At 55.5% G+C, this 13,710-nt stretch carries 15 protein-coding genes; 8 read left to right on the forward strand and 7 right to left on the reverse strand.

Features of this window, described 5'->3' with window-relative positions; translation table 11 throughout:
- Positions 1–121 precede the first annotated feature (121 nt).
- From EK22_RS12870 to EK22_RS12890, 5 genes are all read right to left on the reverse strand, one after another.
- Positions 122–634 (reverse strand): PaaI family thioesterase, encoded by a 513-nt coding sequence (locus EK22_RS12870; protein ID WP_020158344.1) that lies wholly within the window; start codon positions 632–634, stop codon positions 122–124.
- Between the two features lie 57 nt (positions 635–691).
- Positions 692–3,343, reverse strand: a complete 2,652-nt coding sequence (gene pepN / locus EK22_RS12875) for an aminopeptidase N (protein ID WP_036251526.1) — start codon at positions 3,341–3,343, stop codon at positions 692–694.
- Positions 3,344–3,374: 31 nt separating this feature from the next.
- Positions 3,375–3,749, reverse strand: coding sequence for a DUF423 domain-containing protein (locus EK22_RS12880; protein WP_036251528.1), 375 nt, complete (start codon positions 3,747–3,749; stop codon positions 3,375–3,377).
- 1 nt (position 3,750) lies between these two features.
- Positions 3,751–4,272 (reverse strand): molybdenum cofactor biosynthesis protein B, encoded by a 522-nt coding sequence (gene moaB / locus EK22_RS12885; RefSeq protein ID WP_036251530.1) that lies wholly within the window; start codon positions 4,270–4,272, stop codon positions 3,751–3,753.
- A gap of 119 nt (positions 4,273–4,391) precedes the next feature.
- Positions 4,392–5,756 (reverse strand): DegQ family serine endoprotease, encoded by a 1,365-nt coding sequence (locus tag EK22_RS12890; RefSeq protein ID WP_020158340.1) that lies wholly within the window; start codon positions 5,754–5,756, stop codon positions 4,392–4,394.
- Positions 5,757–6,003: 247 nt separating this feature from the next.
- Here EK22_RS12890 and EK22_RS12895 point away from each other — a divergent pair, with 247 nt between their 5' ends.
- Positions 6,004–7,374 (forward strand): cyclic nucleotide-binding domain-containing protein, encoded by a 1,371-nt coding sequence (locus tag EK22_RS12895; protein WP_036251532.1) that lies wholly within the window; start codon positions 6,004–6,006, stop codon positions 7,372–7,374.
- Positions 7,375–7,469: 95 nt separating this feature from the next.
- On the opposite strand, the gene rpmG is transcribed toward EK22_RS12895, so the two are convergent.
- Together rpmG and rpmB are read right to left on the reverse strand one after the other, a co-directional pair.
- Positions 7,470–7,625: a 50S ribosomal protein L33 gene (rpmG, locus tag EK22_RS12900; protein ID WP_020158338.1), complete on the reverse strand. Its 156-nt coding sequence runs from the start codon at positions 7,623–7,625 to the stop codon at positions 7,470–7,472.
- Between the two features lie 11 nt (positions 7,626–7,636).
- Positions 7,637–7,873: a 50S ribosomal protein L28 gene (rpmB, locus tag EK22_RS12905; RefSeq protein ID WP_036251535.1), complete on the reverse strand. Its 237-nt coding sequence runs from the start codon at positions 7,871–7,873 to the stop codon at positions 7,637–7,639.
- 144 nt (positions 7,874–8,017) lie between these two features.
- Between rpmB and gshB the strand changes: the two genes are divergently transcribed.
- The 7 genes from gshB to EK22_RS12940 are packed head-to-tail and all read left to right on the forward strand — an operon-like array spanning position 8,018 to position 13,706.
- On the forward strand, positions 8,018–8,968 hold the full coding sequence (gene gshB / locus EK22_RS12910; RefSeq protein ID WP_036251538.1) for a glutathione synthase: 951 nt from the start codon (positions 8,018–8,020) through the stop codon (positions 8,966–8,968).
- Positions 8,965–9,846 (forward strand): energy transducer TonB, encoded by an 882-nt coding sequence (locus EK22_RS12915; RefSeq protein ID WP_020158336.1) that lies wholly within the window; start codon positions 8,965–8,967, stop codon positions 9,844–9,846. Before gshB ends, EK22_RS12915 begins: the two co-directional genes overlap by 4 nt.
- A gap of 40 nt (positions 9,847–9,886) precedes the next feature.
- Complete coding sequence (locus EK22_RS12920; protein ID WP_036251541.1) at positions 9,887–10,450, forward strand: YqgE/AlgH family protein; 564 nt, start codon at positions 9,887–9,889, stop codon at positions 10,448–10,450.
- A gap of 13 nt (positions 10,451–10,463) precedes the next feature.
- Entirely contained in the window at positions 10,464–10,904 is a 441-nt protein-coding gene (gene ruvX, locus EK22_RS12925; RefSeq protein WP_369798218.1) for a Holliday junction resolvase RuvX, read from the forward strand.
- On the forward strand, positions 10,901–11,419 hold the full coding sequence (pyrR, locus tag EK22_RS12930; protein WP_020158333.1) for a bifunctional pyr operon transcriptional regulator/uracil phosphoribosyltransferase PyrR: 519 nt from the start codon (positions 10,901–10,903) through the stop codon (positions 11,417–11,419). Before ruvX ends, pyrR begins: the two co-directional genes overlap by 4 nt.
- Positions 11,420–11,424: 5 nt before the next feature.
- Positions 11,425–12,390 (forward strand): aspartate carbamoyltransferase catalytic subunit, encoded by a 966-nt coding sequence (locus EK22_RS12935; protein ID WP_036251543.1) that lies wholly within the window; start codon positions 11,425–11,427, stop codon positions 12,388–12,390.
- The gene (locus EK22_RS12940; RefSeq protein WP_036251546.1) at positions 12,387–13,706 is read left to right on the forward strand and encodes a dihydroorotase; all 1,320 of its coding nucleotides are present in this window, start codon (positions 12,387–12,389) and stop codon (positions 13,704–13,706) included. Before EK22_RS12935 ends, EK22_RS12940 begins: the two co-directional genes overlap by 4 nt.
- The last annotated feature ends 4 nt before the right edge of the window (positions 13,707–13,710 follow it).

The raw sequence follows: 13,710 nt of genomic DNA on the forward strand, positions 1-13,710 counted from the left end.
CCTCTTTATAGATTATGCTTTTAACGATGCTTAATATACAAGCATGGGCCATTGTCCGCGCGATGCCTGTATGAATGGTGCTATTCTAGCACTCAATACAGATTCGTAGCGATTCAGGCGCTTATTTATTGCCTCTTTTCGGCACAGCGTAACCTTTAGGTCTGATGGCGATGCGGGCCTTGATTTCCGTGCATAAAGTCCCGTCGCGCTGATAGAACGCGTAAGTGAATTCAGGGGTGCTGCGGCCCTTGCGCGCCAGCTCCTGCCGGATTTGATCCTCCTGATCGGCGGACAGGCTGAAACGCAGTTCCAGGTCGGTGCGGCCCTCATGCCTGAAGTCCAGATGCAGGGAGCGGGTCCAGACGGCATAGCCGGGAAATACCTTGACGCAGGACATGGCGGCAATCGGATCGGCCAGACAGGCCTGAAAGCCGCCGAACAGGCTGCCGCCGGCGTTGGTGGCGATCCAGCTGTGCGGCAGCAGAATTCTTACCGTGCGCCAGCACGGTGAAATTTCCAGCACTTTCAGGCGCATCAGCCAGAAGGCCGGATACCATTCTATACGTTGCTTATCGGTCAGCCAGCGGCTGTTCCAGATCAGACGGCGCAGGTTCATGATGGAGGGTTTGGGCAAGCACGTATTCAGCGGGAACGCGGGCCGCGCGAGTCCGCATTCCCGGCGTGAGAGCGTTTAAGCCAGGCTTTTGCTCGCTACTTCATAAACATCCCTGGAGATGGCTTCGGTGCCCATGATCCTTTCCAACTGCGCTTTCATGAGCGCCTGACGGCTTTCGTCAAAACGCCGCCATTGGGTCAAGGCGCCCAGCATGCGCGAGGCCACCTGCGGGTTGATCGTGTTCAGTGCGATGATCTGATCGGCCAGGAACTGATAACCCTGGCCGTCCGCGGCATGGAAATGCAGCGGATTGGCCTGGCTGAAGGCGCCGATCAGGGACCTGACGCGGTTCGGGTTTTTCAGATCAAAGGCATCATGGGCCAGCAAGGACTGAACCGTGGCGAAAGTGCCCGGCATGGGGCTGGTGGCCTGCAAGGTAAACCATTTATCGATCACCAGCGCCTCGTCCCGCCATTGCCGGTAAAAATCCGTCAGGCATTGCTCGGTAGCCGGGTGCGGGTTGTTGACGATAGCCGTAAGAGCGGCTATTTGATCGGTCATGTTGCCGGCGGTTTTGAATTGCTGTTCGGCCCAGTTCTGGATGTCGGCGTTTTCCAGTTTGCTCAAATAACCCAGGCAGGTGTTTTTGATGCGCCTGCGGCCTATGGCGCCGGCATCGAACTGGCCTGATTCGTCGCGGTGATTGGCCTGGTACAACGCCTGGAATTGCGGCTGTAACTGCCGCGCCAGCGTCCGTTTGACGAATTCCCGCGCCGTGTGGATGGCTTCCACATCGACTACCGGCATCTGCTCGGCCAGATAGGTTTCCGACGGCAGGTCCAGCAACAGCGAGAAATAGGACAGGTCGTCCCAGGATTGTTCCAGCACTTGCCTGAAAGCCTCGACGATCATCGGGTCAAGATGCAGGTCGCGGCCTTTCCGGGCGTCTTCTATGAGTCCGATGATAATGGTGCCTGCCAACTGTTGCCCGGCTTCCCAGCGGTTAAAGGTGTCGCTGTCGTGGCTCAATAAAAACGCCAGCTCTTCAAGGCTATAGTCCATGTCCAGTTTTACCGGAGCCGAGAACCCCCTGAGCAGGGAGACGACAGGCTGCTGCGCCAGTCCTTCGAAGGTAAACGACTGCTCGGCTTCGGTGACCGATAAAGTCACTTCATCGCTGGCCTGATCGCCGCCTGCCAGCCGGCACGGCGCGACAGAGCCGTCAGGATTGATCAGTCCGATCCTGACGGGAATATGCAGCGGTTCCTTGACGGGCTGGCCCGGCGTCGGCGGGCAGTTCTGGGCGATGGTCAACGTCAGCGTCTGATCGCCTGGTTCATAGTGCTGCCGTACCGTCAATACCGGCGTGCCGGCCTGGGAGTACCAGCGCCGGAACTGGGTCAGGTCGGCGCCGTTGGCGTCTTCCATGGCCTTGACGAAATCATCGCAGGTCACGGCCTGGCCGTCATGGCGCTGAAAATACAGATCGCTGCCTTTTCTGAAGCCTTCGGCGCCCAGCAGGGTGTGGATCATGCGCACGACTTCGGCGCCTTTTTCATACACGGTCAGGGTATAGAAATTGTTGATTTCCATATAGGCGTCGGGGCGGATCGGATGCGCCAGCGGGCCTGCGTCCTCGGCGAACTGGCGCGTGCGCAGCATGTTGACGTCCTCGATGCGCTTGACGGCTTTAGAAGTCCGGTCGCCGGTGAATTCCTGATCGCGGAACACCGTGAAGCCTTCCTTCAGGCTGAGCTGAAACCAGTCGCGGCAGGTGATGCGGTTGCCGGTCCAGTTGTGGAAATATTCATGGCCGATGACGCCTTCGATATGTTCGTAATCGGCGTCCGTGGCCGTGTCCGGGCGCGCCAGCACATATTTGGTGTTGAATACGTTGAGTCCCTTGTTTTCCATCGCGCCCATATTGAAGTGGCTGACCGCGACGATCATGTACAGGTCCAGATCGTACTCGCGGCCGTAGACTTCTTCGTCCCAGCGCATCGCGTTTTTCAGTGACTGCAGCGCGTGATCGCATTTATCCAGGTCATGCGCCTCGACAAAAACCTGCAGGCTGATGTCACGGCCCGATTGCGTGGTGAAGCGGCCTTCGACGCAATGCAGCTGGCCTGCGACCAGCGCGAACAAATAGCAGGGCTTGGCGAACGGGTCTTCCCAGGTGACCCAATGGCGATTTTCGGACAGCTCGCCATGACCGACCTTGTTGCCGTTCGACAGCAGCACCGGATAGCGGCTTTTGTCGGCGATGATGGTGGTCGTAAACCGCGCCATGACGTCGGGCCGGTCGAGGTAGTAAGTGATTTTCCTGAAACCTTCCGCCTCGCATTGCGTGCACAGCATGCCGTTGGAAAGATACAGCCCTTCCAGCGCGGTATTGGCTTGCGGATTAATCTGGTTTTCGATGGTCAGCACAAAGCTTTTATCTTGCGGTACTTCGGTGATGATTAACTCATCGGCGGTCTGCTGGTAGTCGGCCGTCGTCAGGTCATCGCCGTCATTCAGGTTGACGTGCGACAGTTTCAGGTTTTCGCCGACTAAGGTCAGGGACTTGCCGGCGGAGCGGCTGTCCGGGTTGCGGCGCATGGTAAGCCGGGAGATGACCTGGGTGTTTTCGTCGTCGAGCGTGAAATTCAGCTCAACGCTATCGATCAGGTACTCAGGAGCGGTGTAATCTTTTAAATAGACGGTTTGTGGGTTGGTATCACGCATAGTGTTGTTCGGGACTGTTTATGGATTAAATTCAGTAATGGGTTTTGACAGCGAAAATGACGATAAGTAACCATGCGCTCAGGAAAGCAACGCCGCCTATCGGCGTAATCATGCCCAACCATTTCAGATTCAGGATCGTCAGCAGATAGAGACTGCCGGAAAACAGCAGTATGCCGGCGAACATCAGCCAACCGGCCCAGTGTACCAGAGCTGACCCGGATGCTTGCGGTATAAAGGCGATGGCAACCAGTCCCAGCGCGTGCCACATCTGGTAGCTGACCGCGGTCTTGTAGACTTCGAGCATATCAGGGCTCAGGACGGTTTTGAGCGCGTGTGCGCCGAACGCGCCCATGCCGACACCCAGAAATGCGCTGGCAGCGCCAAGGCCTAAAAAAATTGAATGCATATTATTTTTCCATCAGTCTGGGCATGAGTTGCACAAGATTGCACGGGCGGGTGCGGAAATCGAGCTGCTCCTTGATGAGCTCGTCCCAGGCCGTGCGGCAGGCGCCCGACGAGCCGGGCAGGCAAAAAATATAAGTTGCATTGGCAACGCCGGCGACGGCCCGGGACTGGATGGTAGAGGTTTTAATATCCTGATACGACAACATTCTGAAAACCTCGCCGAAACCGTCCAGCACCTTGTCCAGCAAAGGTTCGACCGCTTCCGGCGTGCCATCCCTGCCGGTCACGCCGGTGCCGCCTGTAGTGATGATGACATTAATGTCATCAGCGGCAATCCAGGCAGAAACCGCGGCCCGGATCCGGTAAATATTGTCGGGCACTATTTGCTTTTCGATGACTTGGTGTCCGGCTGCCTGGGCGCGCTCCGCCAAGGCCTTGCCAGAGATATCATCGCTATCGGTACGGGTGTCCGAGACCGTCAGCACGACAATGTTTAACGGGATAAATTGTTTTTCAGTTTTCATAATTCAATGGGGTGGGCAGCCGGGCAGCCGCTCGGGCAATGCGCGCCTCCGCTTTTAGCCGCATAACAAAAAAAGGGGCGACCTTCCGATCGCCCTCCGGATTTCTGATTCTATATTACTTACTGTAATACAAGAAAGAAAGCTTCCGGCCCGCGCTGGATATTAATCAGCAGCGGGGAGTTCGGGTTAACGACCTGGGCCAGTTCGTCAAGATTATGAATGCGATAACGGTTTGCCGTCACAATCACGTCGCCAGGGCGCAATCCTGCGTGCCATGCTTTTGAAGCGGTGTTGATTTTTTCGATCAGGACACCTTCGACCTGTTCTTTTCGCGTGGCGCTTAATATCGTGCCCTGCAAGGTCGGGTGCAGCTTGTCGCCCGCCAATTGCAGTTTTTTTGGCTTGCCGATCGTCGCCGTCGTTTCCCTTTTCTCATCGCCGCGAAAGTATTGCAGTTCCACTTTATCGCCGATTTGCATCAAACCGATGATGTTGCGGATGTCATGGCTGTTTTTAACGGGGCGGCCGTTGACGGATACGATGATGTCGCCCGGTTCCAGGCCGGCTCTGGCTGCCGGCGAGTTGTTGTCGACCCGGCTGATGACCGCGCCGTTTTTATTTTTCAGATTAAACGCCTTGACCAGTTCGGCGCTCAGATCCTGTGTCGTGACGCCCAGCAGGCCCCGTCTGACCTCTCCGTGTTTGACCAGTGACTCCTTGATGGTCATGATCATATTGGCCGGAATCGCGAAACCGATGCCGACATTACCGCCGGTGGGCGCCAGAATGGCCGTATTCATGCCGACAAACTCGCCCCGCAGGTTAACCAGCGCGCCGCCTGAATTGCCGGGGTTGATGGAGGCGTCGGTCTGGATGAAATCCTCATAGCCTTCTATGCCCAGTCCTGATCGGCCCAGCGCGCTGACAATACCCGACGTGACAGTCTGGCCCAGACCGAACGGATTACCGATAGCCACGACGAAATCGCCGACTTTGAGCTGGTTGGAATCGGCAATGGGCAGTTCCGTCAGATTATCGGCCGGAATCTGGATGATGGCGACGTCGGCTTCCGGATCGGTGCCGATCAGTTCGGCATTGAGCTGGCGGCCGTCATTCAGCGTCACCATAATCTTGTCGGCTTTGTCGATCACATGGTTGTTGGTGAGTACAAAGCCTTGTTCGCTGTCGATGATAACGCCGGAGCCCAGGCTGTTCTTTTGCTGCTGGCGTGGAGGCTGATTAGGCAGTTGAAAGAAATGGCGGAAAAACGGATCCTGCATCAACGGATTTTCCCTGACCTGAATATTGGTAGTGGTGGAAATATTGACCACGGCCGGCATGCTGCGCTCAAGCATCGGCGCCAATGACGGTAAAGGCTGCCCTTCCGCGTAGGACGGCAACGCGGCATGTGTCATCGAGGGGGCGGTCAGGTAAACCGGTAATAAAGTCATCAATAAAAGCTGTTTTACTAATTTATTATTCATCATGGGGTTCCGCGAGTGATTAATCGTGTCCATAGACAATATGGGTGTGAAAATGTTTAATACAAGGCTGAGTTGTCCATAATAAATGAACTGATGGCGATTCGGCGAAAAACGGGTTATGCATTTGCTGATTTTGAGCGCCGGTTCATTTTTTGCCAGTCACTTAATTGCTAGAATCCAGCCTTTGATAAGGCAATCGATAAAAAATGGACTATTTTTAATATGAATCCCGCTTCAAGATACTTTGATGGCCATAGATATTAATTCCGAGGATGGACAGATTGTTCGCAAGCTGATCCCGTTGGGCACTTTGCCTGGTGCTCAATTCAACGTTTTATGCGAAAACATGAACATCGAGGAAGTTCAGGGCGGGACGCTGTTTAAAAAAGGAGACACGGATACGCGTCTCATTTATCTATTAAGTGGCGAAGTGACGCTTCAGGCGGAAGGACTCATTATCGAAGTCATTGCCGCCGAAAGCGAAGCCGCCCGATTTGCATTGGCACACCAGATACCGAGGAAAATCGATGCCGTCGCGAATGGCGCCGTGCGTTTTTTGCGTCTGGATGCCGGCATGGTTAATAATCCGGCGCCTTTGGTTTACAAAGAGGACAATAGTTATATGGTTAATGAAGAACCTGAAGATGATCCAAATGACTGGATGACCGCATTATTGAGGTCGCCTGTTTTTCAGCGCCTGCCGCCTGCCAATCTGCAGAAAGTTCTGATCACGCTGGAAGAAGTCAGCGTTGATGCGGGCGAACCCATTATCAAACAGGGGGACCAGGGCGATTATTATTATTTGATAAAAAGCGGGCACTGCCTGGTGTCGCGCAAACCCTCGCCGAATGCCAAAGAGATTAAATTGGCGCAACTTGGCAAAGGCGATGCTTTCGGAGAGGATGCGCTGCTTTCCGGCGCGCCGAGAAACGTTACCATCACAGCACTGACGAATATGGTCGTATTGCGTCTGGATAAATATCATTTTTTATCCTTGATCAAAGAGCCGTTGCTGAAGTTTATTACCCATGAGCAGATGCGGAAAGCCTTGAGCCAGGGCGCAACGTTGCTTGATGTTCGTTCGTTGGACGAGCATAGGGCGGGGCATTTGCCTGGCAGTATCAACGCGCCTTTTTTCTCGTTAAGGATGCAGCTTAAAACGTTCAATCGCGAGCAGCCCGTCATTGTGGTTTGCGCCGATGGCAAGGCCAGTGAGGCGGCGGCCTTTTTATTGCTCAGGCATAGATTTGATGCCTTGATCCTGGACGGCGGCATGAACGCTGTTACGGAGCCGAAAGCAAAGAAGGAAGCGGCGGAGCAGAAACGTGAGACCGCTCAATTTATTATTGATGACGGCACTGAGACCTTGACAAGCCATGCGGACGGCGTTCATTTGCAGCACCAGCCGCAACAACAAGCTGTTCAGGCCCCATCAATCTCAGCCAGCGATGATCTGGTCAAGGCTTTGAAGTCCGAGAATGAAGCGCTGAGAAAATTGAATCTGCAGCTCAGTGAAAAGTGCCAGAATCTGGAGATTGAGAAGGAAGAGGCGTTAAAACAAAGCCGCATGTTGCGCAGGCAGATGGAAAAGCTGACGCAGGTGCTGAATAAAGCATAGGAGGGGCGGAATATCGCCCGGAAGGCTAGCAAAACCACAGCTTTAATCAGCTGTGGTCAGCCAGGCGACTTAAAAGAAGTTGTCAAACCAACTGTTTACTTGATTTTTGCTTCTTTGTAGATAACGTGCTTGCGAACAACGGGATCAAATTTTTTGATCTCCATTTTTTCAGGCATTGTACGTTTGTTTTTGGTCGTGGTATAGAAGTGACCTGTGCCTTCGGAAGAAACCAGTTTGATTTTATCGCGCATTTTTTAACCCCTTAAGCGTTTTCGCCGCGTTTACGCAAATCAGCCAGAACAGCATCAATGCCTTTTTTATCGATGACACGCATGCCTTTGGCAGAAACTCTAAGACGAACCCAGCGATTCTCGCTTTCCACCCAGAATCTGTGATGTTGCAGGTTCGGGCTGAAGCGTCTTCTGGTTTTGTTGTGGGCGTGCGATACGTTATTTCCGGTAACCGGGCGTTTCCCTGTTACTTGACATACTCTGGACATGATTAACCTCTTAGTGTGCCTAAATTCAAAAGTTAGCCGTGCTTTATACCAAAAATTCTTTTCAAGGTAAATAACAATCGATAAAATGACCGCCCTAAAACCATCCGTTATTTTGTTTTTCAAGTAATTACATCAGGACCTCTCATGCCTATTAAGCTCGGTATGGTCATGGACTCCATCGACCATATCAACATAAAGAAAGACACCAGTTTTGCCATGCTGCTGGAAGCCCAGTCCCGGGGCTGGGAGTTGCATTATATGGAACTTAACGATCTGTTCCTGAGCAATGGCAGGGCGTATGCAAGAACGCGAACGCTGACCGTTCAGCGCGATGAACAGCAGTGGTACCAGTTCCTGGCGGAGCAGGATATTGCCCTGGATACGCTGGATGTCATCCTGATGCGCAAAGACCCGCCATTCGATCAGGAATACATCTATGCCACGTACCTGTTGGAGCGCGCGGAAAATGCGGGCGTTTATGTCGTCAACAAACCGCAGTCGCTACGCGATGCCAATGAGAAGCTGTTCACGGCCTGGTTTCCGCAATGTTGCGCACCGACACTGGTGGCGAGGGAACCCGCCAGAATCCGGCATTTTCTGCAGGAACAGGGCGAGATTATCTTAAAGCCGCTGGACGGCATGGGCGGGACGTCGATTTTTCATTTGCGCCAGAACGATCCCAATCTCAGCGTGATTCTGGAAACCATGACGCAGTACAACAGTCGTTATGTGATGGCGCAAAAATACCTGCCCGAGATCAAGGACGGCGACAAGCGTATTTTACTGGTCAACGGCGAGCCCGTGCCTTATGCGCTGGCGCGCATCCCCGCGCAGGGCGAGACGCGCGGCAATCTAGCGGCCGGCGGCACGGCCGAAGGACGCAAATTGACGGAAAGGGACTTGTGGATCGCCAACCAGGTTGGGCCGACCCTGCGCGAAAAAGGCCTTGTTTTTGCCGGCATCGATGTGATCGGTGATATGCTAACCGAGATCAATGTCACCAGCCCGACTTGCGTACAGGAACTGGACCGCCAGTTCGGGCTTAATATTGCCGGCCTGTTAATGGATCATATTGAAGGTAAAATTCAACGATGACGACTGAAGCTATGTTCGATCCCCCTCCCTCTTTATCCAGTAATGACTCATTATTGATAACGTTGTTTTTGGCGGCTGTCGTGCATATCGTCCTGGTCTTAGGCGTCAGCTTCAGCCTGCCTAAACCGGAGAAAGTGCATCGCTCCATTGACATCGTCCTGGTGAATACGCCGGCGAAAAAGGCCCCCAAGGAAGCAAAATTCCTGGCGCAGGAAAATCAGGTCGGTGCCGGTGACGAGACCCGCAAGCCCGAGCCGCCCAAGCAGCAGCTGCCCAGTCAAGGCGCAAGCCAGGCCAAGCCGGTTGCGAAAAAGTCAGCGGAGGTCGAAAGCAAGCCCAAGGCAATAGAAAAAGTGGTCGTGCAAAAGACAGCCGAGAAGAAAATAGTTGTGGCCAGCAAGCCCGAGGAGGGCAAACAGAAACCGCAACCGCGTCCGCACTTGTCAGCCGAAACCCTGCAGCGTCAAATTGCCCAGTTGGGCGCGGAAATAAGACGCAAGGAGCAAAGCGCCGACAATTCCCAGATAAAATTTGTTGAACAGCTGAGCGCTCATAAAGCGGTCGGCATGCAATACATGAAGGATTGGGAAAACAAAGTGGAGCGGACCGGCAATCTCAACTACCCGGAAGTGGCGGCCAAGAAAAATTTCTCGGCGACATTAATGATGGATGTCGGCATCAGTGCCGACGGCAGCATCTATAGCATTCGCATCAACCGGTCCTCGGGGAATCCCGCGCTCGATGAGGCCGCGAAAAACATTGTCAAAATGAGTGCGCCTTTTGCACCATTGCCGGCTGAAGTGCTCAAAGAGACCAAGGTGTTGGTGATTCCCAGAGTCTGGAAATTTACCGATGAATCCGGTATGACCTCGCAATAAATATTTGCAGAGCCAACCATAACCCCTGATACTACGGCACATGAACGGAGCGACTTATTTAACCAATCAATTTATTATCGCCATGCCCAATCTGGCGGACCCCAATTTTTTCCATACCGTCACCTATTTGTGTCAGCACAATGAAGAGGGTGCCTTGGGGATAGTCATCAATCGGTCGGCAGAGATGAAGCTGAGCGAGATTTTTAACCAGATGAACATCCGCGTGACCTCCATGGCCGCGGCCGATACGCCTGTTTTTGTCGGCGGCCCGGTGCAGATGGAGCGCGGCTTCGTGATCCATAGCGCCGGCGGCGGCTGGGATTCGAGCTTGGCGATTTCGGATTCCATTTCGTTGACGACGTCGCGAGACATACTTGAAGCCATCGCTGTCGGGGAAGGTCCTGGGCAGTTTCTGGTCGCTTTAGGCTACGCCGGCTGGGGCGAAGGCCAGCTGGAAAACGAAATGAGGAACAATGCCTGGCTGAATACGCCTTGCGGCAATACCGTGTTATTCGATACACCGGTGGAGCAGCGCTGGAGCGCAGCCGCCAGCCAGATCGGCATCAACATCAATTTGCTGACGGCACCGGCCGGACATGGTTAAACAAGATCCGCTGTTGGCGAAAGCGTCGACCGATACTTATCTGGGTTTCGATTTCGGCAATAAAAAGATCGGTGTCGCCGTCGGCCAAACGACCACGGGCACCGCGAGTCCGCTGCAAACCATTCGCTCCATCAACCAGGCGCCCAATTGGGACATCATCGGCAAGCTGATACAGCAATGGCGGCCGGCAGGGCTCGTGGTTGGCGTCTCCCGGCAGGCCGACGGCTCGGACAATCCGGTCACGCCTCGCATGCTAAAGTTTTGCCGGCAGCTGGAAGGACGTTATCAGCTGCCTGTCTATCAACAGGATGAAAGCTTGTCGACATTCGAAGCCAAGCAGATGCTGTTCGACGAAGTCGGCGTCAATGCGGCCAAGCTCTGGGAAGTTCAGGACCAACTGGCGGCCCAGCTTATCCTGCAAACCTGGCTCAATGATCATACAAACAAAACATGACTACGCATAACCTGGAAATACCCGTATTACTGAATAAACTGGAAGCCGAGCTGAAAAACGTAATTGTCGAGCGCCGGCTTGAAAATCCCTTGATGATCGGCATCCGTACCGGCGGCGTCTGGGTTGCCGAACAGATGCACCGGCGCCTGGGCCTGAGCGAACCGCTGGGGCTGCTGGACATCTCGTTTTATCGCGATGATTTCTCGCAAATCGGCGTCAATCCTAACGTCAAGCCCAGCCAGCTTCCGCTCAATGTCGAAGGCCGCGATATTATCCTGGTCGACGATGTCTTCTACACCGGACGCACGATTCGCGCCGCACTCAATGAGATCTTCGATTATGGACGGCCCAATCAGGTGGTCCTGGCGGTGCTGATCGAGCGCGACGGCCGGCAGATCCCGCTCAGTCCCGATTGCGTCGGCGCCGTTATCACGCTCAATGCCGATCAGCGCATTAAATTGACCGGTCCCGACCCTCTGGCCATCCATGTGCAAACGATTGAGGCGGCGGCATAACATCCATGGGCGATAACCTGCAATTAAATTCGGAAGGCAAACTCAAACATTTCCTGACCATTGAAGGACTGGACAAAAACCTGCTGACGGAAATTCTCGATACCGCCGAGTCCTTCGCCGGCATGTCCGAGCAACAGGTCAAAAAAGTCCCGTTGCTGCGCGGCAAGACCATCGTCAACCTGTTCTTTGAAAACAGCACGCGCACGCGCACGACCTTCGAACTGGCGGCCACGCGCCTGTCCGCCGACGTCCTTAGCATGAACATCGCCACCTCGGCGACCTCGAAGGGCGAAAGCCTGCTCGACACCATCCGCAACCTGGAATCGATGTTCGTCGATATGTTCGTCGTGCGCCATAACATCAGCGGCGCGGCCCACTTCATCGCCCAGCACACGGCGCCCCATATCAGCGTCATCAACGCCGGCGACGGCCAGCACGCGCATCCGACCCAGGCCATGCTGGACATGTTCACGATCCGCCAGATCAAACAGGATTTCTCCAATCTGCGCGTGGCGATCATCGGCGATATCCTGCATTCACGGGTCGCGCGCTCGCAGATTCTGGCCCTGAACACCCTGGGCGCGGCCGAAGTCCGCGTCATCGCGCCGAAAACGCTGCTGCCCGCGCATGTCGAGACCCTCGGCGTGACCGTGTCGCACAACCTGAAGGAAGGCCTGAAGGACATCGACGTCATCATCATGCTGCGCCTGCAGAAAGAGCGCATGACTTCGGCGCTGCTGCCCAGCGAGAGCGAGTACTTCAAATGCTTCGGACTGACCGAGGACAAGCTGAAAATCGCCAGGCCGGACGCCATCGTCATGCATCCAGGCCCTATCAACCGCGGCGTCGAAATCGATTCCAAAGTCGCCGACGGCCCGCGGTCCGTCATCCTGAAACAGGTCAGCAACGGCATCGCCGTGCGCATGGCGGTCATGTCCATGGCCATGCAAAGACAGGGAGCCTTATCATGAGCCGCATACAAATCAGCCAGGGACGCATCATCGATCCCGCCAATAAAATCGACCATGTCGGCTCCGTCTATATCGCCGACGGCAAGATCGTTTCCGTGCTCAGCGAGCCGGACGGCTTCAGGCCCGACCGGACCATCGATGCCAGCGACCGGATCATCTGCCCGGGTTTCATCGACCTGAGCACGCGCCTGCGCGAACCGGGACAAAGCCGCAAGGCGACGTTCGCCAGCGAAACGCGGGCCGCGGCCAGCGCCGGTATAACCGCCATGTGCCTGCAGCCCGACACCGTGCCGGTCATCGACACGCCGGCCGTCGCCGAACTGGTCAAGGACATTGCCGAAAAAGCCGGCTATGCGCAGATCTATCCGATCGCGGCGCTGAGCCAGAAACTGGAGGGCACCGAACTGAGCAACATGCTGTCATTGATGCAGGCCGGCTGCATCGCGGTCGGCAACGCCAATCAGCCGGTCAGAAACCTGCTGATTCTGCGCCGCGCCATGGAATACGCAGCCAGTCACGATCTGTTGCTGATGTTCCGGCCCAACGATTACTGGCTGGGCAATAACGGCTGCGCGCACGAAGGCGTGTTCGCGACGCGTTACGGCCTGCCGAGCATTCCGGAAGCGGCCGAAACCATCGCCGTGGCGCAGTGCCTGGAGCTGGCCGAGCTGACCGGCTGCCGCGTGCATTTCGGCCAGCTCAGCGGCAAGCGTTCGGTCATCCGCATCCACCAGGCGAAAAAATACGGTCTCGATGTCAGCGCCGACGTGGCCATGCACCAGCTGCACCTGACCGAAAACGACATCGCGCCGTTCGACAGCGCCTATCATGTCCTGCCGCCGCTGCGCACCGAAGAGGACAAGGAGTACCTGCGGCAGGGCCTGGCCGGCGGCACGATCAACAGCATCTGCTCCGACCACCAGCCGCACGATATCGACGCCAAGCTCGGCGCGTTTCCTGAGACCGAGCCGGGCATGTCGACGCTGGAAACCCTGCTGCCTTTGATGCTGAGTCTGGTCGCCCACCGGGCTATCACGCTGACCCAGGGCATCGCAGCCCTGACCGAGAAGCCGGCCCAGATTCTGCGCCTGAGAAGCGGCGCGCTGACCCCGGGCTTTTCCGCCGATGTCTGCGTGTTTGATCCGGAGCTGACCTGGCAGGTCAACCAGGACAACTGGCAAAGCCAGGGCGTCAACACGCCGTTCTGGGGCCAGACCCTGAAAGGCCGCGTGACGCATACCCTGCAGGGCGGCCGGATCATTCATGAACTGGAGCAGGGCGCCGGGCATATGCCGGGCCACGGCTTGAGGGCTTGAAGCG

The sequence above is a fragment of the Methylobacter sp. BBA5.1 genome, assembly GCF_000746145.1.
Lineage (GTDB): Bacteria > Pseudomonadota > Gammaproteobacteria > Methylococcales > Methylomonadaceae > Methylobacter > Methylobacter marinus.